The organism is Mucilaginibacter puniceus (genome assembly GCF_054783175.1).
Genome location: NZ_BAAGRB010000002.1, coordinates 1,374,486 through 1,397,926, shown reverse-complemented (window position 1 = coordinate 1,397,926; position 23,441 = coordinate 1,374,486). Strand labels below are relative to the sequence as shown.

General features: G+C 39.6%; 27 protein-coding genes. 23 read left to right on the top strand and 4 right to left on the bottom strand.

From position 1 onward, the window contains the following. The first annotated feature begins 1 nt into the window (after window position 1). Window positions 2-748 (top strand): LytR/AlgR family response regulator transcription factor, encoded by a 747-nt coding sequence (locus ACYVJ6_RS13295; protein ID WP_460694558.1) that lies wholly within the window; start codon window positions 2-4, stop codon window positions 746-748. Window positions 749-777: 29 nt separating this feature from the next. On the opposite strand, the gene ACYVJ6_RS13290 is transcribed toward ACYVJ6_RS13295, so the two are convergent. The 4 genes from ACYVJ6_RS13290 to metK all read right to left on the bottom strand — a co-directional run bounded on the left by ACYVJ6_RS13290 (window position 778) and on the right by metK (window position 3,954). Next, window positions 778-1,515 (bottom strand): lysophospholipid acyltransferase family protein, encoded by a 738-nt coding sequence (locus ACYVJ6_RS13290; protein WP_460694557.1) that lies wholly within the window; start codon window positions 1,513-1,515, stop codon window positions 778-780. Window positions 1,516-1,553: 38 nt separating this feature from the next. After that, window positions 1,554-2,120 (bottom strand): NUDIX domain-containing protein, encoded by a 567-nt coding sequence (locus tag ACYVJ6_RS13285; protein ID WP_460694556.1) that lies wholly within the window; start codon window positions 2,118-2,120, stop codon window positions 1,554-1,556. Window position 2,121: 1 nt separating this feature from the next. After that, window positions 2,122-2,634, bottom strand: a complete 513-nt coding sequence (locus ACYVJ6_RS13280; RefSeq protein WP_460694555.1) for a DUF3347 domain-containing protein — start codon at window positions 2,632-2,634, stop codon at window positions 2,122-2,124. A 69-nt stretch (window positions 2,635-2,703) separates the two neighbouring features. Further along, window positions 2,704-3,954, bottom strand: coding sequence for a methionine adenosyltransferase (metK, locus tag ACYVJ6_RS13275; RefSeq protein ID WP_460694554.1), 1,251 nt, complete (start codon window positions 3,952-3,954; stop codon window positions 2,704-2,706). Window positions 3,955-4,159: 205 nt separating this feature from the next. Between metK and ACYVJ6_RS13270 the strand changes: the two genes are divergently transcribed. The 22 genes from ACYVJ6_RS13270 (at window position 4,160) to ACYVJ6_RS13165 (ending at window position 23,394) form a co-directional block, all read left to right on the top strand. Continuing rightward, window positions 4,160-5,050 (top strand): diacylglycerol/lipid kinase family protein, encoded by an 891-nt coding sequence (locus ACYVJ6_RS13270; RefSeq protein ID WP_460694553.1) that lies wholly within the window; start codon window positions 4,160-4,162, stop codon window positions 5,048-5,050. A gap of 3 nt (window positions 5,051-5,053) precedes the next feature. After that, complete coding sequence (locus ACYVJ6_RS13265; RefSeq protein ID WP_460694552.1) at window positions 5,054-5,398, top strand: translation initiation factor; 345 nt, start codon at window positions 5,054-5,056, stop codon at window positions 5,396-5,398. Between the two features lie 424 nt (window positions 5,399-5,822). Further along, a complete protein-coding gene (locus ACYVJ6_RS13260) occupies window positions 5,823-6,656 on the top strand; it encodes a MotA/TolQ/ExbB proton channel family protein (protein ID WP_460694551.1) in 834 nt (277 codons plus the stop codon). A gap of 85 nt (window positions 6,657-6,741) precedes the next feature. Beyond that, entirely contained in the window at window positions 6,742-7,350 is a 609-nt protein-coding gene (locus ACYVJ6_RS13255; protein ID WP_460694550.1) for a biopolymer transporter ExbD, read from the top strand. A gap of 12 nt (window positions 7,351-7,362) precedes the next feature. After that, window positions 7,363-7,893 (top strand): ExbD/TolR family protein, encoded by a 531-nt coding sequence (locus ACYVJ6_RS13250; RefSeq protein WP_460694549.1) that lies wholly within the window; start codon window positions 7,363-7,365, stop codon window positions 7,891-7,893. 33 nt (window positions 7,894-7,926) lie between these two features. After that, the gene (locus ACYVJ6_RS13245; protein ID WP_460694548.1) at window positions 7,927-8,742 is read left to right on the top strand and encodes an energy transducer TonB; all 816 of its coding nucleotides are present in this window, start codon (window positions 7,927-7,929) and stop codon (window positions 8,740-8,742) included. Between the two features lies 1 nt (window position 8,743). Beyond that, window positions 8,744-8,971, top strand: coding sequence for a hypothetical protein (locus tag ACYVJ6_RS13240; protein WP_460694547.1), 228 nt, complete (start codon window positions 8,744-8,746; stop codon window positions 8,969-8,971). Next, on the top strand, window positions 8,961-9,878 hold the full coding sequence (locus ACYVJ6_RS13235; RefSeq protein ID WP_460694546.1) for a PstS family phosphate ABC transporter substrate-binding protein: 918 nt from the start codon (window positions 8,961-8,963) through the stop codon (window positions 9,876-9,878). The genes ACYVJ6_RS13240 and ACYVJ6_RS13235 overlap by 11 nt, the downstream gene beginning before the upstream one ends. 26 nt (window positions 9,879-9,904) lie before the next feature. Next, a complete protein-coding gene (locus ACYVJ6_RS13230; protein WP_460694545.1) occupies window positions 9,905-11,617 on the top strand; it encodes a tetratricopeptide repeat protein in 1,713 nt (570 codons plus the stop codon). 76 nt (window positions 11,618-11,693) lie between these two features. Beyond that, window positions 11,694-12,065 carry an NADH-quinone oxidoreductase subunit A gene (locus ACYVJ6_RS13225; protein ID WP_460694544.1) on the top strand — a complete coding sequence of 124 codons (372 nt, stop codon included), beginning with the start codon at window positions 11,694-11,696 and terminating at the stop codon, window positions 12,063-12,065. A gap of 215 nt (window positions 12,066-12,280) precedes the next feature. After that, entirely contained in the window at window positions 12,281-12,823 is a 543-nt protein-coding gene (locus ACYVJ6_RS13220) for an NADH-quinone oxidoreductase subunit B (RefSeq protein ID WP_460694543.1), read from the top strand. Further along, window positions 12,823-13,326, top strand: a complete 504-nt coding sequence (locus tag ACYVJ6_RS13215; RefSeq protein WP_460694542.1) for an NADH-quinone oxidoreductase subunit C — start codon at window positions 12,823-12,825, stop codon at window positions 13,324-13,326. The genes ACYVJ6_RS13220 and ACYVJ6_RS13215 overlap by 1 nt, the downstream gene beginning before the upstream one ends. A 3-nt stretch (window positions 13,327-13,329) precedes the next feature. Continuing rightward, window positions 13,330-14,541, top strand: coding sequence for an NADH-quinone oxidoreductase subunit D (locus ACYVJ6_RS13210; protein WP_460694541.1), 1,212 nt, complete (start codon window positions 13,330-13,332; stop codon window positions 14,539-14,541). After that, window positions 14,534-15,064, top strand: coding sequence for an NADH-quinone oxidoreductase subunit NuoE family protein (locus ACYVJ6_RS13205; RefSeq protein WP_460694540.1), 531 nt, complete (start codon window positions 14,534-14,536; stop codon window positions 15,062-15,064). Before ACYVJ6_RS13210 ends, ACYVJ6_RS13205 begins: the two co-directional genes overlap by 8 nt. Continuing rightward, a complete protein-coding gene (nuoF, locus tag ACYVJ6_RS13200) occupies window positions 15,064-16,425 on the top strand; it encodes an NADH-quinone oxidoreductase subunit NuoF (protein ID WP_460694539.1) in 1,362 nt (453 codons plus the stop codon). The genes ACYVJ6_RS13205 and nuoF overlap by 1 nt, the downstream gene beginning before the upstream one ends. 29 nt (window positions 16,426-16,454) lie before the next feature. Next, window positions 16,455-17,450 (top strand): NADH-quinone oxidoreductase subunit G, encoded by a 996-nt coding sequence (locus ACYVJ6_RS13195; RefSeq protein WP_460694538.1) that lies wholly within the window; start codon window positions 16,455-16,457, stop codon window positions 17,448-17,450. Beyond that, window positions 17,450-18,484 carry an NADH-quinone oxidoreductase subunit NuoH gene (nuoH, locus tag ACYVJ6_RS13190; RefSeq protein ID WP_460694537.1) on the top strand — a complete coding sequence of 345 codons (1,035 nt, stop codon included), beginning with the start codon at window positions 17,450-17,452 and terminating at the stop codon, window positions 18,482-18,484. Before ACYVJ6_RS13195 ends, nuoH begins: the two co-directional genes overlap by 1 nt. Before the next feature lies 1 nt (window position 18,485). Next, the gene (locus ACYVJ6_RS13185; protein ID WP_460694536.1) at window positions 18,486-18,983 is read left to right on the top strand and encodes a NuoI/complex I 23 kDa subunit family protein; all 498 of its coding nucleotides are present in this window, start codon (window positions 18,486-18,488) and stop codon (window positions 18,981-18,983) included. 61 nt (window positions 18,984-19,044) lie between these two features. Further along, window positions 19,045-19,545 (top strand): NADH-quinone oxidoreductase subunit J family protein, encoded by a 501-nt coding sequence (locus ACYVJ6_RS13180; RefSeq protein ID WP_460694535.1) that lies wholly within the window; start codon window positions 19,045-19,047, stop codon window positions 19,543-19,545. Beyond that, the gene (gene nuoK / locus ACYVJ6_RS13175; RefSeq protein ID WP_460694534.1) at window positions 19,545-19,874 is read left to right on the top strand and encodes an NADH-quinone oxidoreductase subunit NuoK; all 330 of its coding nucleotides are present in this window, start codon (window positions 19,545-19,547) and stop codon (window positions 19,872-19,874) included. Before ACYVJ6_RS13180 ends, nuoK begins: the two co-directional genes overlap by 1 nt. Before the next feature lie 119 nt (window positions 19,875-19,993). Beyond that, window positions 19,994-21,901, top strand: a complete 1,908-nt coding sequence (nuoL, locus tag ACYVJ6_RS13170) for an NADH-quinone oxidoreductase subunit L (RefSeq protein ID WP_460694533.1) — start codon at window positions 19,994-19,996, stop codon at window positions 21,899-21,901. Then, a complete protein-coding gene (locus tag ACYVJ6_RS13165; protein ID WP_460694532.1) occupies window positions 21,901-23,394 on the top strand; it encodes a complex I subunit 4 family protein in 1,494 nt (497 codons plus the stop codon). Before nuoL ends, ACYVJ6_RS13165 begins: the two co-directional genes overlap by 1 nt. Window positions 23,395-23,441 lie beyond the last annotated feature (47 nt).

Here is a 23,441-nt window from a genome sequence, read left to right as displayed (position 1 = left end):
TATGATAAGATGCCTTGTAGTTGATGATGAGCCTTTAGCCCTGCATATACTGGAGGATTATATTGCTAAAGTGCCTTTTTTACAGTTGGTAAAAGCTACCACTAATCCCATTGAAGCATTAACCATGGTGCAGGAGGGTAATATTGACCTGGTGTTTTTGGACGTGCAAATGCCCGAATTGACCGGCATCCAATTTTTAAAAATAGCCAATGGTAAAACCAAGGTGATATTAACTACAGCTTACTCGCAATATGCTTTAGAGGGTTATGAATTAGATGTGGTTGATTACCTGCTTAAGCCCATAGCATTCGACCGTTTTTTTAAAGCCGCGCAAAAAGCACAGGGAATTATACAACCAGCAATTGTGCCTCAGGCTATTGAGCAACAGGTGCAGCAAATACAGCCGCAACAACCCCAGCAAGATTTTATGAACGATTTTATATTCGTAAAAAGTGAATACAAAATACAGAAAGTATACCTGCATCAAATTTTATATATAGAAGGCTTAAAAGATTATATCTCCATATTTACCCCAACCGAACGTATCATCACCCTGCAAAACATGAAAAAGATGGAAGAAACTCTTCCTGACAGATATTTTATGCGGGTACATAAATCATATATCGTAGCGCTGAATAAGATTGATAGCATTGAGCGTAGCCGTATTTTTATTGGCGATAAGGTTATTCCCGTAGGCGATACCTACCGCGATCAGTTTTTTAAAGTGATTGAGGGGAAGAATATTTAATATCGAATTTCGAATTTTCGATTTCGGATTTAAGCCTGACCCAACTTTTCCTTAATCCTGTTTTCAGCCATCAAGACTATTTCATCTGCATTTCCTGTTGTGGGTTCAATAGGTTCTAAAACCTCCCAGGTCATGGGGGTAAAGGTATTTAAAGGATAAAAGCCGTATTGCACCATGCGCCAGGAGTTTTTTATGGCGATGGGTACGATAAGCGCATCGGGACATTTTTTTAATATCGTAGCAATGCCGGCTGATTGGAACGGTTTTACCGTTCCGTTTTTAGACCGTGTACCTTCCGGAAAAATAACTGTCGACCAGTTGTTATTTTTCATTCTTTCACCAAATTTTATTAGTTCGGTTATGGATTGACGCGGATCCTTGCGATTAATATTGGCGCCACCACCATATTTCAAGTTGAACGATATAGATGGGATGCCTTTGGTTAGTTCAACCTTTGATATAAATTTAGCATGGTATTTACGCAAATACCAAATCAACGGTGGTATATCAAACAGGCTTTGATGGTTAGCCACAAATATGATGGAACGACCAACAGGCAGGTTTTGATTATTAATAAACGTGATATTATTAAACAGGATGTAGCTGGTGCTGGTTAAAAAGAAATTAAGTACATCCACCACCTTTTTATGTGCGGAGTAGCCACCCAATTTATAGCTTAACCATTGCATGGGATGAAAAATGCATAGCACCAAAAAAAAGTACAGTATAGCTACGGGTGATAGTAAATAGCCGAGGAGCTTCTTCATAGTAATATCGGCTAAAATAAAAATTATTTGATATTAAATTAAACTAAGGCGTTTTCCGCGAGTAATAGTTTTACCCTTAGTATAGCCGCTATGGTAATGGCATCCGTTATTTCGTTAGCGCATATCATACGATAAACTTCATCTAAAGGTACTTTGCGCACCATTAATTGCTCGGTATCTTCGGGTTCAGCTTCAAATTGCTCCAACTCACGCGCCAGATAAATGATATTCAGTTCATCTGTTACCGAATTGCTTAAGTGCATGCGTTGTAGTTCTATCCAGTTATTGGCTTTTAAACCGGTTTCTTCTAACAATTCGCGTTTAGCAGATTCTAATGGATCGGTGCCTATTGGTCCACCACCTTCGGGTAGTTCCCAGCTATATTGATTTAAAGCAAAACGATATTGGCCCACCAAATAGGTGTTCAACTCTTCATCCAACGGCACTATTCCTATAGCCAGGTTTTTATAATGCAATTTACCGTATATGCCCGGATTGCCCGATGGATTGATGACCTGGTATTCCGTTAAGTTTATCCATGGGTTATCATATATCTCTTTTTCAGAGGTTATTTTCCACGGGTTTTGCTCGTCGGCGGTGGGCATATTATTTTACGGCTTCAAATGTTTCTTGAGTAGTACCGCAGGTAAGCATGGTATTGCCGTAATAAGGGTTTTTAATAGCACTGGTTTCGCTTAACCAATAGAATTTTTTCATTGGGCAATACTGTTGGTATAAGGTGGCTTTGTTCATTTTAAAAACTTTCATAACTGCCATAAAGTTGTTTGACAGGGTTGCAAAGTGTTCGCGTTTAGCATCAATGTTGTTTTGAGCTCCAATTTGCTGTGCATCTGATGATATCTTATTTGAATATGCTGTCCATGCCTTGCGTTGAGCCGCATCCAGGTCTTTTTGTGGGATCGCGTTTATAAGTGTAACCATACCTTTAGCTTTAGCTTGCGCAGCTGTGACATCGCCTGCTACCAAAGCATTTTTAATATCCAGGTAGGTATTAATAAACTTGTTGAAAGCAACATTTAACGCAGGCTGATCAGCTTTGGCATTATTTAATCCTGCAAATGTTAAGGTGAGCAGTAATAGAACTTTTATAGTTTTCATGGCTAATTATTTAAATAAAAAGAGCGATGAAGTAATTCATCGCTCTCAAAGTTAAATATTATTGGGTTATTATAAACCGAAAGCTTGTTTTACTTTATCAACGTAATCCAGTTTCTCCCAGGTAAATAATTCTACTTCTCTTTCCAATATGCTGCCGTCATGCGCTGTAAACTGTTTTTTTACAGTGATGCTTGGTTTGCCAAAGTGGCCATAAGCTGCAGTTTCGCTGTAAATAGGGTTGCGCAGTTTAAAGCGGGTTTCAATAGCATAAGGGGTCATATCAAATATGGCCTCTACTTTTTTAGCAATCTCACCATCGGTTAAACCAACTTTACCGGTACCATAAGTATTAACATAAATACCCATAGGCTGTGCAACGCCAATTGCGTATGATACCTGTACCAACACTTCGCTGCATACACCGGCAGCAACAAGATTTTTAGCAACGTGGCGGGTAGCGTACGCTGCAGAACGGTCAACTTTTGATGGGTCTTTGCCAGAAAATGCACCACCACCGTGCGCACCTTTACCGCCATAAGTATCAACAATAATTTTACGGCCTGTTAACCCTGTATCGCCATGCGGGCCACCAATAACAAATTTACCGGTTGGGTTAATGTGGTATTTAATATCGTCATTAAAAAAGTGAGCGTATTTAGCATATTTAGCTTTTACTCGAGGTATCAACACACTAATGATATCTTTGCTGATCTTAGCCAGCATCGCTTTTTCTTCATCAAAGTCATCATGCTGGGTTGATATCACAATAGCATCAATACGCACAGGTTGGTTGTTATCATCGTACTCTAACGTCACTTGCGATTTTGCATCAGGGCGAAGATATTTAATGTCCGTATTTTCACGGCGGATAGCAGCCAATTCTAATAATAATGCATGTGCAATATCCAATGCCAATGGCATATAGTTATCAGTTTCTTTGGTGGCATAACCAAACATCATACCCTGGTCGCCCGCACCCTGCTCCTCTTTAGCCTGGCGTTCAACACCCTGGTTAATATCAGGCGATTGCTCATGTATAGCAGATAAAACGCTGCATGAGTGGCAATCAAACATGTACTCGCCTTTGGTGTAACCAATTTTCTTGATCACATCACGGGCTATTTTTTGCACATCTAAATAAGCTTTTGATTTTACCTCGCCGGCTAAAAACACCTGCCCAGTCGTAACTAAGGTTTCGCAAGCCACTTTCGAGTCGGGATCAAAAGCTAAAAAATTATCAATTAATGCATCCGATATTTGGTCGGAAACTTTGTCCGGGTGCCCTTCTGACACAGACTCTGAAGTAAATAGATAAGACATATATTTTTTATACTGTTAGTGTAATTATTGCGCGGAAGACTTACGGAACGTATTAAAGAAGCATGGTTTTAGCACTTTTTTACGTGGTTGCAATCCGATCCGGCGTAGCCGGATAACTAAATCAGTCCACATTATGGCGCCAAAAATAAAACAATTTTTACAAAACCGAAAATACATTTACTTTTGGCACCTATATATATGATAATTGAAACGTAGCGCATTATTTATAATAAACCCGGTATCTGGCGGAAAGAGGAAGGATGATATACCACGACTGATACAAAAGTATTTAAATGCAGATATTTTTAATGCTGTTATAGTTTTTAGCACCGGCGTAGCTCATGCCAGGCAGGTTGCTAAAGAAGCTATTGATCAATATGATTTAGTAGTAGCAGTTGGGGGGGACGGCACTGTAAATGAAATTGCCTCGGCCCTGGTTGGCAGCAATACGCTATTAGGTATTATTCCATGTGGCTCAGGTAATGGTTTATCACGCTTTTTAAATATCCCCATGGATATAAAAGATGCTATTGAAAATTTAAATGCCGGGCATGCCGAAACTATTGACTCGGCAGAAGCAAACGGACAACCCTTTTTTAACATGGCAGGCATGGGGTTTGATGCGCATATCAGCGAGGTGTTTTCGCACAACAAAAAACGAGGCTTTATTAGTTATATCAAATCATCCATAACAGAAATAGTTAATTATAAATCTCAGTATTATCATATTGAAATTGATGGAGTGGCTTATGAACGCACTGCTTTTATGATTAGTTTAGCCAATTCATCACAATACGGCAATAATATGCACATAGCACCATATGCGTCTGTACAGGATGGATTGATTGATGTTTGTATTATTAAACCATTTTCTGCCTGGCGATTGCCAGAAATGGGCGTACGTATGCTTTTAAAAACTGCTGATAAATCACCATATTTAGAGATAATAAAAGGAAAGCATATACAAATTAAACGCAATGAAGCTGGCCCTATCCATTTAGATGGCGAGCCTCAAATTATTGGAACCGACGTTAAAATAAATATTGTACCAAGCTCGTTAAAAGTAATTGTTGGCGATGCTTATAAAGCTATTTAGTAAATGTCAAAAAAAAGCAAAAACTTTACAGGTGTTATTTATTCTACTGATCCGGGTTTTAATTACCAGGAAGAAGATAACAATAGTTTAACACAATCATTACCACCACAACAACAAAACCTTAAAATTTATCTCGACCGTAAAGGTGGAGGTAAATTGGTCACTCGTATTACAGGTTTTATTGGCAATAGTACTGAGCTGGATGACCTGGGTAAGAAACTTAAAACAAAGTGTGGTGTTGGAGGTTCTGCTAAGGAAGGAGAGATATTGATACAGGGTGACTTTCGAGATAAGATTTTAACATTGCTAATTGCCGATAACTATAAGGCTAAGAAAGCAGGTGGATAACTAAGGTTTTAGTAAATAAGTAAAATAATCTACTAATAAATATAATTTCAAATCATTTTACTATTTGGGCCATCATTTAAGGGAAGAAAACCTATAATTATGGTATAATGGACTAAAAAAAATCAATATAATTTAAATATAACAGTATAATTACATAAAATTTAAAGGCTGTATTTGCTAATATAAAAAATAATGGGTTTTATTGTAAAAAATTGTTTGGCTAAAAGGCAATTTTTTTGTTTCGTTACGTTATGTAAGGAGTAATGAAACTAAGCTTTTAAAAGCTAAAACCAACTATAAATTAAAAGTGTAACAAAAAGTTTTTTTATTTCATATAAATTCTATTTTTGTTATCCGCAAAAAAAAGCGCAATTAACTAACTAACTAATAAATAAACAAAACTAAAAACTAAAATTTTAAAGTAATGGCAAACGCACCAACAAAACCAACTACTACTACTAAAAAAGAAGGCTCAGGTTCGAGCTTGTTTGCAACACTAACTGTACCTATCTGTATTGCTGTAGCAATTTGTATATACATATTTGTATTAGGTGATGCAAGTCACTTTAAGGGAGGTGATAGCAGCGGCGATCCAAACGAGGGTGATTTATTCGGAACTATGTATAAAGGAGGTAAACTTGTACCTATTGGTATTTCATACTTTTTAATGCTAATTGTATTCTCTATCGAAAGGTTTATCGTTATTGGTAAAGCATCAGGTACTGCAAGTGTTGATGCATTTGTTAGAAAAATTCAAGCTGCGTTAAGTGCCGGTAACATTGATGCAGCTTCTGCAGAGTGCGACAAACAAAAAGGTTCTGTTGCTAACGTTATCAAAGCAGGTTTGAAAAAATACAAAGAGATGGAAGTTGATCAAACTTTAGATGTTGATCAAAAAACTTTGGCTATCCAAAAAGACATTGAAGAAGCAACTGCTTTAGAAATGCCTATGTTAGAGCAAAACTTAACTATCATTGCTACTTTGGTATCTATCGGTACATTAACCGGTCTATTAGGTACGGTAATTGGTATGATCAACGCTTTCGCCGAGTTAGCGGGTGCTGCAACTAATACTTCAAAACTATCAGCAGCTATCTCTGAAGCATTGGTTAACACTGCATTAGGTATCAGTACTTCAACAGTATCAATTATTATGTATAACGTATTTACATCAAAAATTGATGGTTTAACTTACGCTATTGACGAAACCGGATTCAGCATTGTACAAACGTTTGCTGCATCACACAAAAACAAATAAATTTTAGTGTTAATTATACCGGCCCATAATTATTATGGGCCGGTAGTTAATAATGAAGTAACACTATATTTTAAAATAAACAATTATGCCTAGAGTAAAAGTTGGAAGAAAAAGTACAGCAATTGACATGACCGCCATGTGCGATGTTGCGTTCCTGTTACTTACCTTCTTTATATTATCAGCAAAGCCAAAAGTACAGGAAGCGTTACCGGCCGAAGTGCCTGCTTCAATAGCTACGTTTACTATACCTGAAACTGATTTTTCGACCCTTACAGTTGCCCAGGGTAAAGTTTTCTTTAATGTTCAGGGTGTCGATGTCCGTGTAGAGGCATTAAAGCTAATGGGCGAAAAGAACGGAATTACCTTTACCCCAGAGGAGCAGCAACAATTTGCAGCTATAGAAAGCTTTGGTGTACCTATTGCTACATTAAAAGGCTATTTAGCCTTGTCAAGCGATCAAAAATCAGCTTACCAGCAACCAGGTATACCGGTTGATACTACCGGTACTAATGAGTTATCGGAGTGGGTTACATCTTCGCGTAAGGCTAATTTGGGACTTCATGGGGTTGACTTGCAGATTGCTATAAAAGGTGATAGTAAGGAAGAGTATCCTACTATCAAAAAAGTTATTGCCACCTTGCAAAAGCAGGGGCTAAACAAATTTAGTTTAATTACAACCTTAAAAACGTTATAAAATAAAAACATTATGGCAGAATTAGACACCTCCGGCGGGGGTAAAAAGGGCGGCGGTAAGGTTAGGACCAAAAAGAAATCAACCCGTGTGGATTTAACTGCCATGGTTGATTTAGCGTTCTTGCTGATCACCTTTTTTATCCTTACTACCACCCTGCAAAAGCCTAAGGCTATGGATTTGGTAATGCCGGATAAAGATGAGAAGAAACCCGATGCAAATTTAGCGGTAAAAGAATCGTCGACTATGACTATTTTATTGGGTTCAAATAATAAAATGGCATGGTTTGTGGGTATACCCGGAAAGACCCCACCCACAATAGAGGGTTACGGAAATTTACGTAAAAGCTTGAACGATAATGCTAAAGAAATAAAAGCTACCACAGGAGAAGATATGATGGTTATTGTAAAGCCAAGCGACAAGTCAAATTACAATAATTTGGTTACGGTAATGGACGAATTAAATATTACCAAAAATACTAAGCGTGCTATAGTGGATCTTTTACCGGTTGAGCTTCAGTTATTAAAAGACAATAACATTTATTAATGAATATTAACATAAAAATTAAAGCTTAAAATAATGCTCGGATCTAAATTAGATATATTAAAAAAGGAATGGATCGACGTTGTTTTTGCCGGCCGTAATAAAAATTATGGCGCTTATGAATTAAGGAGAAATAACCCTAAGAACACTAACCGTGCTCTTTTATATGGTGTGCTTTTCTTTGTGTTCGTAATGTCGTTAAAAACAATTATCAATAAGATTCAGGGTTTTATTCCTAAAGCCGATGTGAAGCAAGAAATACGCGACATTGTGCTTACGCCTCCACCGGTAGAAAAGAAAAAGGAAATACCACCACCCGAAGAACCACCTAAGCCGAAAGTGGATCAGGTGAAATTCCCTCCGCCGATTGTAAAACCGGATGTAGAGGTTAAAGAAGAACCACCAACTATTACTGAGCTTAAAGTTAAGGACCCAGGACAAGAAAACATAAAGGGTGATCCTAATGCCCAAATTGTAATTGACGAGCCTGTAGGTAATAGTGACCAAAAAGCGGTTACAGAGGATGTTAACCAGGTATACACAGTGCTTGAGGTACAGCCTAAGTATCCGGGCGGTACGGAGAAGTTTTTGAAATATTTGAGTGATAATATCAAATATCCGGCAGTTGACAGAGAAAACAATGTGACAGGTCGTGTTGTACTTCAGTTTGTGGTTGAGAGAGACGGTAGTTTAACTGATATAAAAGCAGTACGCGGACCAAGCCAGGCCATGATGGACGAAGCTATACGTGTATTAAAGCGTTCGCCAAAATGGGATCCGGGTGTGCAAAATGGACGTAAAGTACGTGCACAGTTTACTGTTCCGGTTAACTTTACATTGGGTGACGAGTAAAATGACTCCTGATAGTATTAATGATAAGCAAAAATCGCTCAAAAGGCGGTTTTTGCTTATTTTAGGGATAGTTACCTTTATTGGTTTTGTAGTGCTGGGGTTAATGGTAATATTTTGGCAGGATATGCCCGTTCAGTTAACGGATACGCAGAGAAAATTATTTGGTGGGTTGATCATATTGTATAGTATACTTCGGTTTTCGCGCCTGTTAAAAAGGGATGATGAATAAATTAAAAGTTCTTTTATTTATAGGTGTAGCAACGGTATTGGTGTCATGCAAACAAAAGCCCCAAAAGCAAAATGTGCAGCAGGTAACCAATATTAAAAGGGCTACGTTTGCTGCGGATGAATCATGCCAACCGATAGCTGATGAGCTTAAATATGTTTTTAACGAAACTTATAATAATACGGAAGCGAGTATCATTTATAAGTCAGAAAACGATGTTTTAAGGCTTTTATTGGATGATAAGGTAAGATTGGCTTTACTTTCTCGTGAATTAAGTGTCCAAGAAGTAAATATATTAAAGCAGAAAAACTTAGCACCTGAAACATACCGTTTTGCTATCGATGCTATTGCGCTAATTGTTAATAAGGATTCAAAAGATACCTTGATAACGGTTAAAGAAATAAAAAAAATGCTAAACGGAGAGACTAAAACAGATAAGAATATCGTTTTTGATAACCCGGGTTCTGGTTTAGTAAGGTATTTAAAGGAGTTTTCAGGAAATAATGAACTGAAAGGAAAAAACATTTTTGCACTTAAAAATAACAAGGAGGTAATTAAATATGTCAGTGAGCATGAAGATGCAATTGGCATTACAGGGTTTGGGTGGTTATATGATCCTTATGAGGACAATAAAAACCCGATAAATAATGTAAAGGTATTGGCAGTTAAAGATGAAAACAGTAAACTTGCGCCTAACCGGTATTTTAAACCATCGCAAAGCACACTGGCTACAAAGGAGTATCCATTATCGCGAAACCTGTATATTATTAATTGCACAGGTAAAAAGGATTTGGGTACCAATTTTGCCTACTTTATATTAACTGAAACCGGACAAAGGGTTATTTTGAGATCAAACATTTTGCCTGATCAAATACCCGGAAGAGAGATAAATATTAAACATACATTCTAACATATAATTATAAACACGAGATGAAAATGATCAGAAAAATAGCTATAATAGCTTTAGGCCTGGCATGTATAGGCTCATCGGTTTTTGCCCAAAGCTTAGCTGATGCCAAAAAAGCTATTGATGTCGAACAATACCAAAAAGCTAAAGCAATGCTTAAAAACCTAACGGTTACACAAGCAAAAGACGACGAAACTTTTTTCCAGCTGGGATGGGTATATCTTTTGCAGGATTATATTGATTCTGCTAAAACAGTATTTAACCAGGGCATAGCTGCTCACCCGAAATCGGCCCTTAACTATGTAGGTTTAGGTGTTGCCGCGCGTTTAAGTAAAGATAATGCAGGCATGTTAGCAAACTTTAACAAGGCTATTGAATTTACGGGTAGAAAAGAGTCAGCACCATGGTTGTATATGGGTAAAGGTTATTTACTGCTTTTACCAAATACAAAAGCGGTAACAACTGATGATGCTGACAAGGCAATTGCTGCTTTACTTAAAGGAAAAGAAGCTAATGCTAAAGACGCGGAAGTTGCTTTAGCGTTGGGTAATGCCTATCGCTCTAAAAGAGAGACCGGTCCCGCTTACGAAAATTATACAGCCGCTTTAGCGCTTGATCCTAAAATGCCTGCTGCAAGAGTGGCACAGGGTGTATTATTTAGCAACGCGCATAATTTTGACGGTGCTATTGACGAATACAAGGCAGCATTAGCTATTGACCCTAACTATGGCCCGGCTTACCGCGAATGGGCCGAAACTGACCTTGACTGGTCTTTTGATAACAGGGCACAAGCATCTGATAAAATTAACGAGGGTGTTGAGAAGTACGAAAAATACCTGAGTTTAACTGACCATTCTGACGAGACTTTAATGCGCTACGCCGACTTTTTGATAAATGCAGGAAGGTGGAAAGAATTGCAGGCGGTTGCGGGTCAATTAGCTAGATCATCTGGTACCAATCTACGTGCATTACGCTATTCAGGTTATGCCGGGTATGAAACTAAAGATTATGAGAAAGGCATGAAGGCAATGAGAGAATGGTTTGCTAAAGCCGGTCAAAACCGTATTTTACCACGCGATTATTTTTACAAGGGCCGTTTAGAAGCAGCAGCCGCTAAGGATACAGTTGCCGCTATTCAGTCATTAAAAAAAGCTGCCGACTTAGATAGTACTTTGGTTGAACCTGCGTATGTTGATATTATAGCCTTGCGTAGAAAACAAAATAATTATCTTGAAACAGCAAAAGCCTATGAAGAAAAGATCAATAAAATGGGTGAAAAAGCGCCTATTGCCGATTATATTTACAAGGGTATGTTTTCATATTTTGCTTTTAACCCCAAAAGCCCAGACTCAACCTTATTGATCAAAGGTGATTCATCACTAAGTTTTGCTAATCGTAAGCTTGCCAAGCCGAGCCTGGATGCAGTTATATTCCGCGCCCGTATTGCTGAACTTAAAGAAAACAGGGAAGATCTAAACAAAATGGTAGGATATGCTAAGCCATTTTATGAAAAATTTATAGAACTTATGCTTGCTGGCGAATCTACCGATCCAAGAATGATAAAAAATTGGGCCGAAGCTTATGGTTATATGGGTAATTACTACCTGTATCATGATAAAGATGAAGCTAAGGCTGAGGAGATGTATACCAAAGCTTTGGAAAAGGATCCGACTAATAGGCAAGCTAAATTCTTTTTTGAACAAAAGGCAGCGGCTGCTACCCCTAAAAAGCCAACTAAGTAATATTAGTTGATGATAAATAAAAAAGGCTTCTGAAAAGAAGCCTTTTTTATTTATATACCATTTGTATATTTGCACCATGGAAGTACAAAGTTTGCCCATTAATTATTTACCCATCATTTTCCAGATGCTGGTTGCTTTAGGTTTTGTGTTTACCACCATGTTTGTGACCCATAAAATTGGCCCCAAGCGTGTAACTAAAGATAAGCTGACGCCATTTGAATCAGGTATTGAAGTAATTGGTAACGCACGTACACCTATTTCTATCAAATACTTTTTGGTAGCCATATTATTTGTGCTGTTTGATGTAGAGGTTATATTTATGTACCCCTGGGCTGTAAACTTCCGCGAGATGGGCCTAACCGGGCTGATAGAGATGCTGATATTTATGGCTACCCTATTGGCAGGCTTTATCTACGTCATTAAAAAAGGTGCTTTAAACTGGGATTAGAGCACCTCCAATAACCACGGGTCATTGCGAGGAACGAAGCAATCTCTACAAAGGACATTCAAAACCGAAAAGTTCGCAATTACGCTTTGTGGGTAATTTGTTTAGACTGATTCTAAATACATTTCATATCATCCTTTAAGCTTCATTTCAGGGTAATTTATTATAAATTTGCGCTTTCCAAATACTATTGGAATTGTATTTGTGTTTATATATTCATGAGTGATATTCAAATTGTTGGAGCTCCCGCGGGAGTAGAAGGAGCAGGATTTTTTGCTACATCGTTAGATAAAGCAGTGGGTATGGCCCGTGCAAACTCGTTATGGCCCCTGCCATTTGCTACATCATGCTGCGGGATTGAATTTATGGCTACCATGGCCTCTCATTATGACCTTTCGCGTTTTGGTGCCGAGCGTTTAAGCTTTTCGCCCCGCCAGGCCGATCTGTTGATGGTTATGGGTACCATAGCTAAAAAAATGGGCCCGGTATTGCGCCAGGTTTACCTGCAAATGGCCGAGCCGCGTTGGGTTATGGCTGTTGGTGCATGCGCGTCAAGCGGTGGTATATTTGATACTTACTCGGTACTTCAAGGTATTGATGAGATCATCCCGGTTGACGTTTATGTGCCCGGATGCCCGCCACGGCCCGAAGCTATTATTGATGGCTTTATGCAAATTCAAAACCTGGTAAGAACCGAGTCGACACGCAGGCGTGATACCCCTGAATATCAAAAATTATTAGCTTCATACGGCATACAGTAATGGGTAAAATAACAAACGAAGAACTTTTAAAGAATATTCAAGATCAGTTTGCAGACAAAGTAACCGTAGTTGGCGAGCCTTATGGCTTGCTTACCTTAGAAACTACCCGCGAAAGTATTATCGATATTTTAAGCTTTCTAAAAAGTTCGCCTGTACTGCAGTTTGTTTTTTTAACAGATATAACCGGCATACATTACCCTGAGCAGGAAAAACCAATTGGTGTTATATATCATCTGCACAGCCTGGTAAATAATGTACGCATACGCCTTAAAGTTTTTTTGGCCGATGGCGATGTACACATCCCTACCGCTACCACACTTTGGGAAGGTGCTAACTGGATGGAGCGTGAAACATACGACTTTTTTGGGGTGCTATTTGATGGTCATCCAAATTTAAGCAGAATATTAAATGTTGACGATATGACGGCCTTCCCGATGAGGAGAGAGTTCCCGCTGGAAGACCCGAACCGTGTTGACAAAAAGGATTATTTTTTCGGAAGATAAGAAATGCAGAACCACCCCGTATATACAGATAACGATCCGCAAAGCGAACTTTCAACCCTGAACTTAGGGCCAACACACCCGGCTACGCATGGTGTGTTTCAGAATGTTTTGCAAATGGATGGTGAGCGGATAGTAAGTGGTGTATCAACCATCGGCTACATACATCGTGCTTTTGAAAAAATTGCCGAGCATAGGCCATTTTACCAAATAACCCCATTAACCGATAGGTTGAACTACTGTTCATCACCCATTAATAATATGGGCTGGCACATGACGGTTGAAAAACTGTTAGGCATCCAAACACCTAAGCGTGTAGACTACCTGCGGGTAATTGTAATGGAACTGGCCCGTATATCAGACCACATTGTATGTAATTCTATTTTAGGTGTTGATACCGGTGCTTTAACCGGCTTTACCTACATGATGCAATGGCGCGAGCATATCTATGAGATTTACGAAGAAGTTTGCGGCTCACGTTTAACAACAAATATTGGTCGTATAGGTGGTTTTGAGCGTAATTTTAACGCCATCGCTTTTGCTAAACTGCGCAAGTTTATAGCAGGCTATCCTAAAGTTTTAAAAGAATTTGAATCGCTGTTTAACCGTAACCGCATATTTGTTGACCGTACTAAAGGCGTGGCTCCGGTTACTGCTGAGGATGCGTTAAGCTATAGCTGGAGCGGCCCGATATTGCGTGCTGCCGGCGTTGATTATGATGTAAGGGCCATGAATCCGTATTCATCCTACGAAGATTTTGATTTTGAAGTTCCGGTTGGTGAGGGGGGCGATGTTTACGCCCGTTTCCTGGTACGTAACGAAGAAATGTGGCAAAGCCTGCACATCATAGAGCAAGCCTTGGCTAAGTTAGAGAAAGAGCCTTCAGATATATTCCACGCGGATGTACCTGAGTTTTACCTGCCTCCAAAAGAAGAAGTATATAATAACATGGAAGCCCTGATCTATCACTTTAAAATTGTGATGGGCGAGATACCTACACCGGCTACCGAAGTTTATCACTCGGTAGAAGGCGCTAATGGCGAATTAGGTTTTTACCTGGTAAATGATGGTGGCCGTTCGCCATATCGTTTACACTTCCGCAGGCCAAGTTTTATCAATTACCAGATGTATGCCCCAATGAGTAGGGGTATGTTACTGTCTGACGCGATTATTAACATGAGTAGTTTAAACGTTATAGCGGGAGAGTTAGATGCTTAGAGTTGAAGATACTATACCAGATATGCCGGTAGAGTTTTCGCCGGAGTTGTTAACTCAATTTGCTGATGTAGTTAGCCGTTATCCCGAAGGGAAACAAAAATCGGCTTTACTGCCTATACTACATTTGGTACAGGCCGAGTTTGGTTGGGTGAGCCCGCAGGCAATGGATAAGGTTGCCGAATATTTGAAATTAGAACATATAGAAGTTTACGAAGTAGCTTCATTTTACAGTATGTATTTTTTACGCCCGCAGGGTAAATACGTTTTAGAGGTTTGCCGCACCGGGCCATGCTGCCTGGTAGGTGCCGAAAAGATAATGGATCATATTGAGCAAACTTTAGGTGTAAAAGAAGGCGAAGTAACCCCTGATGGTTTATTTAGCTGGCGCGGAGTAGAGTGTTTGGCCGCCTGCGGTTTTGCACCGGTTTTACAAATAGGCCCTGAATATACTTTCTACGAAAAACTGACCAATGAGTCGGTTGATCAATTGATCACAGATTTAAAAGCTAAGGCGAATAACTAATGGCACGCAAATTACTTTTAGAACATATAAATGTACCCGGCATTAATACTTTTGAAGTGTACCGCTCAAAAGGTGGTTATGCTTCGGTAGAGAAGGCTTTGAAAACCCTTACACCCGAAGAAGTTGTAGAGGAAGTTAAAAAGTCGGGTTTACGTGGCCGTGGTGGTGCGGGTTTCCCTACCGGGATGAAGTGGAGCTTTTTGGCTAAGCCCGAAGGGGTTGCCCGTTACCTGGTATGTAATGCGGACGAATCAGAGCCCGGCACATTTAAAGACAGGTTTTTAATGACCTATATCCCTCACTTATTAATTGAGGGGATGATCGTATCCAGCTTCGCGTTGGGTGCAAAAACATCATATATATACGTTCGCGGCGAAATGATGCCGCAGATACGCATACTTGAAAAAGCCATTGCCGAAGCAAAAAACGCCGGCTTTTTAGGTAAAAACATATTAGGCACAGGTTACGACCTGGAGTTGTATGTGCAGCCGGGTGGCGGTGCCTACATCTGCGGAGAAGAAACCGCGCTGTTAGAATCATTAGAAGGTAAACGTGGTAACCCGCGTATTAAACCACCATTCCCGGCTATTGCGGGTTTGTATGGTTGCCCAACAGTGGTAAACAATGTCGAATCAATTGCCGCAGTAGTTCCTATCGTTAACGAGGGCGGCGATGAATATGCTAAAATTGGTATTGGCCGAAGCACGGGTACTAAATTAATTTCTGCCGGTGGTAACTTAAATAAACCCGGTGTTTATGAAATTGACTTAGGCTTATCATGCGAAGAGTTTTTATACTCTGACGAATATTGCGGTGGCATAGCCAATGGTAAACGCTTAAAAGCGGTTGTTGCAGGTGGTTCATCAGTACCAATTTTACCGGCTAACTTATTTTTAAAGACCGCTAATGGTGAGGCTCGTTTAATGAGTTACGAATCATTATCAGACGGTGGTTTTGCTACCGGTACCATGTTAGGTTCGGGCGGTTTTATCGCCTTTGATGAAGATCAATGTATTGTGCGTAATACCTGGAACTTTGCCCGTTTTTATCATCATGAAAGCTGCGGACAATGTTCGCCTTGCCGTGAAGGTACCGGATGGATGGAAAAAGTATTGCACCGTTTAGAGAACGGTCACGGCAAACAAAGCGACATGGACCTGTTAGTTGATGTTGCTAAAAAAATTGAAGGTAATACTATTTGTCCGCTGGGTGACGCGGCAGCCTGGCCGGTAGCCAGTGCTATTCGTCACTTTAGGGATGAATTTGAGTGGCACGTAACTCACGCAAGTGAGGCGGTAGTAAGAAATTATGGTTTAGCACATTATGCAGATCCTTTACCTGCGCCAGTAGCTAATGCTTAAGTCTTTGACTTTTTAATTTTAACTTAACAATGAAAGTTACAATAGACGGAATATCAGTAGAAGTACCAGATGGAACATCCATCCTTAACGCCGCAAGGGTTATAGGTGGCGATATCGTTCCGCCTGCTATGTGCTATTATTCTAAACTGGAAGGCAGTGGCGGTAAGTGCCGTACTTGTTTGGTAAAGGTGACCAAAGGTTCTGAAAAAGACCCTCGCCCAATGCCTAAACTGGTAGCATCTTGCCGTACAACAGCAATGGATGGTATGGAAGTGCAAAACATTACCTCGCCCGAGGTTTTGGAAGCACGTAAGGGTGTAGTGGAAATGTTGTTGATCAACCACCCCTTAGATTGCCCGGTATGTGACCAGGCAGGTGAGTGCCATTTACAAGACTTAAGCTATGAGCACGGTGTGGCCAATACACGTTATGAATTTGACCGTCGTACATTTAACCGTATAGACATTGGTGATAAGATACAATTGCACATGACGCGTTGTATTTTATGCTACCGTTGCGTATTTGTTGCCGACCAGATAACAGATCATCGTATACATGGTATATTAAACAGGGGCGATCACTCTGAAATATCAACCTACATACATGCAGCGGTTGATAATGATTTTTCAGGAAACGTAATTGATGTTTGCCCGGTAGGTGCCTTAACTGATAAAACTTTCCGTTTTAAAAACCGTGTTTGGTTTACCAAACCTGTAGAGGCACACCGCGATTGCGATCACGAAAAATGCAGCGGTAAGGTAACCTTATGGTACAAAGGCGATGATGTATTAAGGGTAACCGCACGTAAAGATGTATATGGCGAGGTAGAAGATTTTATTTGTAACACCTGCCGTTTTGATAAAAAGAAAACCAGCGATTGGGTAATTGATGGGCCGCGTAAAGTATCCAATCAATCAGTTATCAGCTCTAATCATTATGATTTTACGCCGTTGCCGGTAGTTAAAACTAACCCGGTATTGCAGGAAGCTAACAAAATACAACTAGAAAGAGAAACACGCTTATAATGGAGTTGGCAGATATATTAATAAAGTTTGTACTGATAGTAATTATTTTCGCTATCAGCCTGGTGGTGGCCATGTATTCTACTTATGCAGAACGTAAAATAGCTGCTTTCTTCCAGGATAGGATAGGTCCTAACCGTGCAGGCCCGTGGGGTATTTTACAACCACTGGCCGATGGTGGCAAGATGTTTTTGAAAGAAGAGATCATCCCTACTAATGCCAGTCCGTTTTTATTTATAGTTGGGCCGTCATTGGCTATACTAACGGCTTGTATAGGCTCGGCCGTTATACCATGGGGACAGCAATTAACCATTGGCAGCACCGTAATTGATTTACAGGTTACAGATATTAACGTAGGTATATTATACATATTCGGTGTAGTATCATTAGGTGTGTATGGTGTGATGATTGGCGGATGGGCATCTAACAACAAATACTCGTTATTAGGCGCTATACGTGCTGCATCGCAAAACATAAGCTATGAAATTTCGATGGGTTTATCCATCATCGCGTTACTACTTTTAACAGGCAGTTTAAGCCTGCGCGAAATAGCCGAGCAACAACACGGCTGGCATTGGAACGTTTTATACCAGCCGGTTGGCTTTATATTGTTTTTAATATGTGCATTTGCAGAAACTAACCGCACACCGTTTGACTTACCTGAATGCGAAACCGAGCTGGTAGGTGGTTATCATACCGAATACTCATCCATGAAATTAGGTTTTTACCTGTTTGCCGAATATATTAATATGTTCATTTCATCGGCAGTAATGGTTACCCTGTATTGGGGCGCTTATAATTATCCGTTTATGGATTGGATGGCTGCCCATATTGGTACAAACGGTGCTGTGATATTAGGTGTTGTGTTAATGTTCGTGAAAGTATTTTTATTCATTTTCTTCTTCATGTGGGTGCGCTGGACGATCCCGCGTTTTCGTTATGACCAGTTAATGGATCTGGGCTGGAAAGTATTGATCCCGTTGGCAATAGCTAACATTGTGGTAACCGGTATTGTTATTACTTTATTAAACAGATAAGATGGAACCGTTAAGTAATAAAAGAAAAGTAATTGAATCAAAGCCGCTAAATTTTTTAGAGCGTGCTTACCTTCCGGCTATTATAAACGGTTTGGCTATTACTATAAGGCACTTTTTTAAAAAGCCGGTAACCATTAGTTACCCCGAAGAAAAACGTGAATTTTCTGAAAATTTCCGTGGTATGCACTCGCTTAAGCGCGATGAAAATGGTAAAGAGCGTTGCACAGCCTGTGGTTTATGTGCGTTATCATGCCCTGCAGAAGCAATTACCATGACTGCCGGAGAGCGTCAGCCGGGTGAAGAGCATTTGTATCGCGAAGAAAAGTATGCTGCCGTGTATGAAATAAATATGCTGCGCTGTATTTTTTGCGGCTTGTGCGAAGAGGCTTGCCCTAAAGAAGCTATTTATTTAGATGGTGATATTGTACCTGCAGATTACCTGCGTAAAGATTTTATATACGGTAAGGACAAATTAGTTGAGGCTCCGTTAAATCAATAAAGAAGTTTTATACCTTTGCCCAACCCATTTTTTGGTGGGCAAAGTGTTTTAATAAATAAACATGAATACATTTTACTTCATCGCGTTTTTATCCATATTCTTCGCAATACTGGTAATCTCTGCAAAAAATCCGGTGCACAGTATTCTATATCTGGTACTTACATTTTTTACCTTCACTATACACTATATTTTATTGAACGCCCAGTTTTTGGCGATAGTAAATTTTATAGTTTATATGGGCGCCATACTGGTGTTGTTTTTATACACACTAATGCTCATGAACCTGAATAAAGAGAATGAACCGGTAAAATCTGGCTGGATAAAAATTGCCGGTGTAATAGGCGGTGGTTGCTTTTTGGTAACTATTGTAGCGTCATTAAAAGCGCTGGGCATATCACAACCGGTAGTGTTGAAAGATCCTAACCTGGGCCTGGTTAAAAATTTAGGTAAAGTGTTATTTAACGAATATTTATTGCCGTTTGAAATATCATCTATCCTGCTGCTATCAGCCATGGTGGGTGCTGTATTATTGGCTACTAAAGACCCTAAGCCTACTGCATAATGGAAAATTTAACTACTGCTATACATGCTGTCCCGCTTAATCATTATATATTATTAAGCGCAATTATATTCACCATAGGTGTTATCGGGGTATTAATACGCCGCAACGCTATCGTGATATTTATGTCGGTAGAATTGATGCTGAACGCCGTTAATCTATTGTTGACCGCCTTCTCTGTATATAGAGGTGATGCATCCGGGCAGGTATTTGTGTTTTTTATTATGGCATTAGCCGCCGCCGAAGTTGCAGTTGGGCTGGCTATTATAGTAATGATCTATCGCAATACCAACTCGATAGATATTAAAGTATTGAACAGGTTGAAGTGGTAGGCCCCACCCAACCCTCCCCGGAAGGGAGGGCTTTTGAGAGGCTTATAGAATTATATATTAAAATAAAAATTAAAACAATTTAAGTCTCCCCTACCGGGGGAGATTTAGAGGGGGCATATATGGACAAATACATCTGGCTTATTCCACTACTACCGTTAGCCGGTTTTATTATTAATGGCCTTGGCCGCAATACTTTATCAAAAGGTGTAATTGGCTTTATTGGCAGTTCGCTTATTTTGGCTTCATTTGTTTTAAGTATTCTTACTTTTTTCCAGATCAAATCATCAGGTACATCCATAAATGTTACTGTGTTTGAATGGTTTCAGGTTGGTGCTTTAAAAGTTTCTTTTGCTTTTTTGGTAGATCAGTTAAGCTCTATCATGCTGTTAATTATAACAGGTGTAGGCTTTTTGATCCATTTATACTCAACCGGGTATATGCATGATGATGCAGGCTTTGGTAAGTTCTTCGCTTATTTAAACCTGTTTGTATTCTTCATGCTGCTATTGGTAATGGGCTCAAACTACCTGATCATGTTTATTGGTTGGGAGGGTGTAGGTTTATGTTCATACTTATTGATCGGCTTCTGGTACACTAACCCCGATTATGCCAATGCTGCCAAAAAAGCATTTATCATGAACCGTATTGGTGATCTGGGTTTCCTGATCGCTATATTCCTGATATCCTCCTATTTCGGCAGCATTAATTATGCTGATGTATTTGAAGCGACTAAGACCGCGAAGGATGTTCCATTTGTATTAATAACCATCTTATTATTTGTAGGCGCGGTTGGTAAATCGGCTCAGTTACCATTATTTACCTGGTTGCCCGATGCGATGGCCGGACCAACCCCGGTATCAGCCTTAATACACGCGGCAACCATGGTTACAGCAGGTATATACATGGTAGCACGGTCAAACATTTTATTTGTTATGGCACCGCAAACTATGGAGGTAATAGCCATTATAGGTTTAGCTACAGCACTATTTGCTGCATTGATAGCCTTAACACAAACAGATATTAAAAAGGTATTGGCTTATTCAACAGTATCTCAATTGGGATATATGTTTTTAGGTTTGGGTGTTGGTGCGTTTACGGGGTCATTCTTCCACGTATTAACACATGCTTTCTTTAAAGCATTATTATTCCTGGGTGCAGGTTCTGTTATTCACGCTATGGGTGGCGAGCAGGATATGCGCAAAATGGGGGGCTTAAAAGGTAAGATCAAAATTACTTTTATTACCATGCTGATAGGTACTATTGCTATTGCAGGTATACCTCCATTCTCGGGTTTCTTTTCAAAAGACGAAATATTAGCCGCAGCTTACGCGCATAATCCTATTTATTATGTAATAGGCGTTATCACCGCTATGTTAACATCATTCTATATGTTCCGGATGATGTACCTTACATTTTGGGGTACGTTTCGTGGTACTCATGAGCAGGAACACCATGTGCACGAGTCGCCATTGAGCATGACTTTGCCTTTAATTGTATTAGCCATACTATCTGCCATAGCAGGTATGATAGGCGTACCCGCAGTATTAGGCGGCCACCACGAATTGGGCGCTTACTTGTCGCCGGTATTTGAAGAATCGCACCAAATATTAGGCGAGCATGAACTGAGCCACAGCACCGAATGGTTCCTGATGGGTACATCGGTAGTATTAGCGTTTATTGCTATGGGTTACGCCTGGTCAAAATATGTTAAAGGCGCGCATGTACCGGTTGAAGATAACGAAGAACGCCCTGCATTGGCCAAAGCATCATACAATAAGTTTTATGTAGATGAATTATATGATGCCATCATACGCAAGCCACTGGATCATTTATCGGTATTTTTATACAATGTGAGCGATAAATTAGGTATTGACGGATTGGTGAATAGTATTGGCAAAGCCCCGGTTGAGGCAAGTAAAGGTTTACGCTTATTACAAACAGGTAATGTAGGCTCATACATATTTATGATGGTAGTGGGTATAATTGCCATTTTGATATATAGTTTTATTAGTATTTATAAAATATAATGACGGTTATTATATTACTTCTATTGCCGGTAATTGCGGCACTTGCTGTTTTACTGTTTAAAAACGAAACAGCTAAACACGCCGCCTTATTTTTTTCGGTTGCCGAACTGGCAATGGCTTTGTTTTTCCTGAGCCATTTTACGCCAGACGCGTCAACTCAGTTTATAGTTGATATACCATGGCTACCTAAATTAGGAATTTTCTTTAGTGCAGGTATTGACGGTATAAGTATGCTAATGGTATTGTTAACCACGGTATTGGTACCCCTTATTATACTAAGCACCTATCAGCATCAATATAAAAACGCCGGTGCTTTTTACGCATTAATACTGTTTATGCAGGCCGGTATGCTGCTTGTATTTTCCGCGATTGATGGGTTTTTATTTTATGTAGGGTGGGAAGCAGCATTAATACCTATATATTTTATATGTGCTTTATGGGGCGGCGAAAACCGTATCCGGATTAATATCAAATTCTTCATATATACGTTTGCCGGTTCATTATTTATGTTGGTAGCTATTATATACCTATATATGCAATCTCCCGGAAAAAATTACGGCATAATAGAATTTTACCGTACGGCTTTAAATGCACAGCAACAGTCATGGGTGTACCTGGCGTTCTTTATGGCCTTTGCCATCAAAATGCCGGTATTTCCGTTCCATACATGGCAGCCCGATACCTATACTGAAGCACCATCTGCAGGTACCATGATGTTATCGGGTATTATGTTAAAGATGGGTATTTATGGTGCCATCCGCTGGATGATTCCAATTGCTCCGGTTGGGTTTATTGAGTGGAGGTACTTAAGCCTTTTGTTGGCTACAATAGGCATTGTTTATGCCTCAATTATCGCTTTTAAGCAAACAGATGGTAAGCGTTTGGTGGCTTATTCATCAATTGCTCACGTTGGGCTTATTGCAGCAGGTATTTTTGCCTGGAATGGTCGTGGGTTACAAGGTGCCATGATACAAATGGTGAGCCATGGTATTAACGTAGTAGGTATGTTTTTCATATGGGATATTATAAGCCGTCGTTTAAACACCCGGGATATTACCCAACTTGGTGGTATAGCCAAATTAGCACCACAGTTTGCAACCGCGTTTTTAATTATTGTATTAGGTACCGTAGCATTACCGTTAACTAATGGCTTTATAGGGGAGTTCCTGTTACTAAACGGAATTTTTAATGCCAGCATAGCATTTGCAGCCGTTGCCGGATTAACCATCATTTTTGGTGCTGTTTATATGTTGCGTATGTACAAAAACGTAATGCAGGGCCCAACCAATGAACTCACCGCTACTTTTACTGATATACATGGTTCAGAGAAAGTAGTTTTAATTATCATTTGCGTTTTAATAATAGGCATTGGGGTGTATCCGCAGCCTTTATTACATATATCAGAGGCTTCGGTTAACAGTTTAATGCAGGTTGTGCATGCAAAAGCGGAGGCAGTAAAGTCTTTAGCTCCACCGATGCCTCAGCCTAAATAATCATATTATAATTTAAGTTTTTAAAATTTAGATTTTTTAGAATAAAT

What these genes read in the sequence shown, in the direction of transcription:
- ACYVJ6_RS13295 (WP_460694558.1), top strand. Translation starts at nt 2, where the DNA reads ATGATAAGATGCCTTGTAGTTGATGATGAGCCTTTAGCCCTGCATATA.
- ACYVJ6_RS13290 (WP_460694557.1), bottom strand. Translation starts at nt 1,515, where the DNA reads ATGAAGAAGCTCCTCGGCTATTTACTATCACCCGTAGCTATACTGTAC.
- ACYVJ6_RS13285 (WP_460694556.1), bottom strand. Translation starts at nt 2,120, where the DNA reads ATGCCCACCGCCGACGAGCAAAACCCGTGGAAAATAACCTCTGAAAAA.
- ACYVJ6_RS13280 (WP_460694555.1), bottom strand. Translation starts at nt 2,634, where the DNA reads ATGAAAACTATAAAAGTTCTATTACTGCTCACCTTAACATTTGCAGGA.
- metK (WP_460694554.1), bottom strand. Translation starts at nt 3,954, where the DNA reads ATGTCTTATCTATTTACTTCAGAGTCTGTGTCAGAAGGGCACCCGGAC.
- ACYVJ6_RS13265 (WP_460694552.1), top strand. Translation starts at nt 5,054, where the DNA reads ATGTCAAAAAAAAGCAAAAACTTTACAGGTGTTATTTATTCTACTGAT.
- ACYVJ6_RS13260 (WP_460694551.1), top strand. Translation starts at nt 5,823, where the DNA reads ATGGCAAACGCACCAACAAAACCAACTACTACTACTAAAAAAGAAGGC.
- ACYVJ6_RS13255 (WP_460694550.1), top strand. Translation starts at nt 6,742, where the DNA reads ATGCCTAGAGTAAAAGTTGGAAGAAAAAGTACAGCAATTGACATGACC.
- ACYVJ6_RS13250 (WP_460694549.1), top strand. Translation starts at nt 7,363, where the DNA reads ATGGCAGAATTAGACACCTCCGGCGGGGGTAAAAAGGGCGGCGGTAAG.
- ACYVJ6_RS13245 (WP_460694548.1), top strand. Translation starts at nt 7,927, where the DNA reads ATGCTCGGATCTAAATTAGATATATTAAAAAAGGAATGGATCGACGTT.
- ACYVJ6_RS13240 (WP_460694547.1), top strand. Translation starts at nt 8,744, where the DNA reads ATGACTCCTGATAGTATTAATGATAAGCAAAAATCGCTCAAAAGGCGG.
- ACYVJ6_RS13235 (WP_460694546.1), top strand. Translation starts at nt 8,961, where the DNA reads ATGATGAATAAATTAAAAGTTCTTTTATTTATAGGTGTAGCAACGGTA.
- ACYVJ6_RS13230 (WP_460694545.1), top strand. Translation starts at nt 9,905, where the DNA reads ATGATCAGAAAAATAGCTATAATAGCTTTAGGCCTGGCATGTATAGGC.
- ACYVJ6_RS13225 (WP_460694544.1), top strand. Translation starts at nt 11,694, where the DNA reads ATGGAAGTACAAAGTTTGCCCATTAATTATTTACCCATCATTTTCCAG.
- ACYVJ6_RS13220 (WP_460694543.1), top strand. Translation starts at nt 12,281, where the DNA reads ATGAGTGATATTCAAATTGTTGGAGCTCCCGCGGGAGTAGAAGGAGCA.
- ACYVJ6_RS13215 (WP_460694542.1), top strand. Translation starts at nt 12,823, where the DNA reads ATGGGTAAAATAACAAACGAAGAACTTTTAAAGAATATTCAAGATCAG.
- ACYVJ6_RS13210 (WP_460694541.1), top strand. Translation starts at nt 13,330, where the DNA reads ATGCAGAACCACCCCGTATATACAGATAACGATCCGCAAAGCGAACTT.
- ACYVJ6_RS13205 (WP_460694540.1), top strand. Translation starts at nt 14,534, where the DNA reads ATGCTTAGAGTTGAAGATACTATACCAGATATGCCGGTAGAGTTTTCG.
- nuoF (WP_460694539.1), top strand. Translation starts at nt 15,064, where the DNA reads ATGGCACGCAAATTACTTTTAGAACATATAAATGTACCCGGCATTAAT.
- ACYVJ6_RS13195 (WP_460694538.1), top strand. Translation starts at nt 16,455, where the DNA reads ATGAAAGTTACAATAGACGGAATATCAGTAGAAGTACCAGATGGAACA.
- nuoH (WP_460694537.1), top strand. Translation starts at nt 17,450, where the DNA reads ATGGAGTTGGCAGATATATTAATAAAGTTTGTACTGATAGTAATTATT.
- ACYVJ6_RS13185 (WP_460694536.1), top strand. Translation starts at nt 18,486, where the DNA reads ATGGAACCGTTAAGTAATAAAAGAAAAGTAATTGAATCAAAGCCGCTA.
- ACYVJ6_RS13180 (WP_460694535.1), top strand. Translation starts at nt 19,045, where the DNA reads ATGAATACATTTTACTTCATCGCGTTTTTATCCATATTCTTCGCAATA.
- nuoK (WP_460694534.1), top strand. Translation starts at nt 19,545, where the DNA reads ATGGAAAATTTAACTACTGCTATACATGCTGTCCCGCTTAATCATTAT.
- nuoL (WP_460694533.1), top strand. Translation starts at nt 19,994, where the DNA reads ATGGACAAATACATCTGGCTTATTCCACTACTACCGTTAGCCGGTTTT.
- ACYVJ6_RS13165 (WP_460694532.1), top strand. Translation starts at nt 21,901, where the DNA reads ATGACGGTTATTATATTACTTCTATTGCCGGTAATTGCGGCACTTGCT.